Consider the following 374-nt stretch of genomic DNA (forward strand, 5'->3'; position numbering starts at 1 on the left):
AAACGAGAATTAGCAGAAATGTAGGTGGAGCGTGACTTTATAAAAAAGTGTGCGACGTATTTCGCGAAGCTCATTTGATAAATTCGGCGGTGAGATACGGTCTAATTGAATCGATGCGACAAAAATATCCGATTGCGCTCATGTGCCGGGCATTTGATGTTTTGGAGAGCGGCTTTCATGTCCAAAGGACTCGTCCGGTCTGTAAACGTAAGCAGGAGAATACAAGACTGGAAATAGAAATACTGGCCGCACACCAACGTACACGAGAGACCTACAGTGCCGAACGCTTGCATCATGACTGGGCGGATCACGGAGTACAAACCACGCCATACCGCGCTAACATTGCGAAAAAAATTGAACTTGCGTTGCAGGCA

At 46.8% G+C, this 374-nt stretch carries 1 pseudogene; it reads left to right on the plus strand.

Features of this window, described 5'->3' with window-relative positions:
- Positions 1 to 113: 113 nt before the first annotated feature.
- Positions 114 to 374 (plus strand): annotated as a pseudogene (locus C7H79_RS17470) (IS3 family transposase); the annotation flags it as partial.

Source organism: Nitrosomonas supralitoralis, from assembly GCF_003011925.2.
In the GTDB taxonomy this organism is placed as follows: Bacteria; Pseudomonadota; Gammaproteobacteria; order Burkholderiales; family Nitrosomonadaceae; genus Nitrosomonas; species Nitrosomonas supralitoralis.